This window comes from Streptomyces murinus (assembly GCF_002154555.1).
Taxonomy (GTDB): Bacteria; Actinomycetota; Actinomycetes; order Streptomycetales; family Streptomycetaceae; genus Streptomyces; species Streptomyces murinus.
The window spans coordinates 1140-1382 of the sequence record NZ_MUNF01000866.1 but is presented as its reverse complement, the minus strand read 5'-3'; the positions used below and the strand labels follow the sequence as shown (position 1 = coordinate 1382).

Annotated in this window: 1 protein-coding gene; it reads right to left on the bottom strand. The window is 65.0% G+C overall.

What is annotated here, in order from left to right; genetic code table 11:
- On the bottom strand, positions 1-190 hold a 190-nt coding region (locus CCN72_RS36045; RefSeq protein ID WP_158101471.1), incomplete at its 3' end, for a helix-turn-helix domain-containing protein.
- Positions 191-243: the final 53 nt, after the last annotated feature.

Here is a 243-nt window from a genome sequence, read left to right as displayed (position 1 = left end):
GTCCGGGGCGAACACCAAGAGCATCCAGCAGGACCTCGACCACGGCGGGCTTGTCGATCCGCATCTCGCCGTTCTCGATCCGGCTGTAGACCGATGCCGATACCTTGATCCTTGCGTTCTGCAATACCTGGCGTTGCGTCAGGCTGCCGCGCTCGATCTTCATCTCCGCGCCCAGCAGCAGAGCGGGCACACCCCAGGAGCCCGGAGGGTCGGCTGCCGGCCGCCCGAACTGAACTACACGAT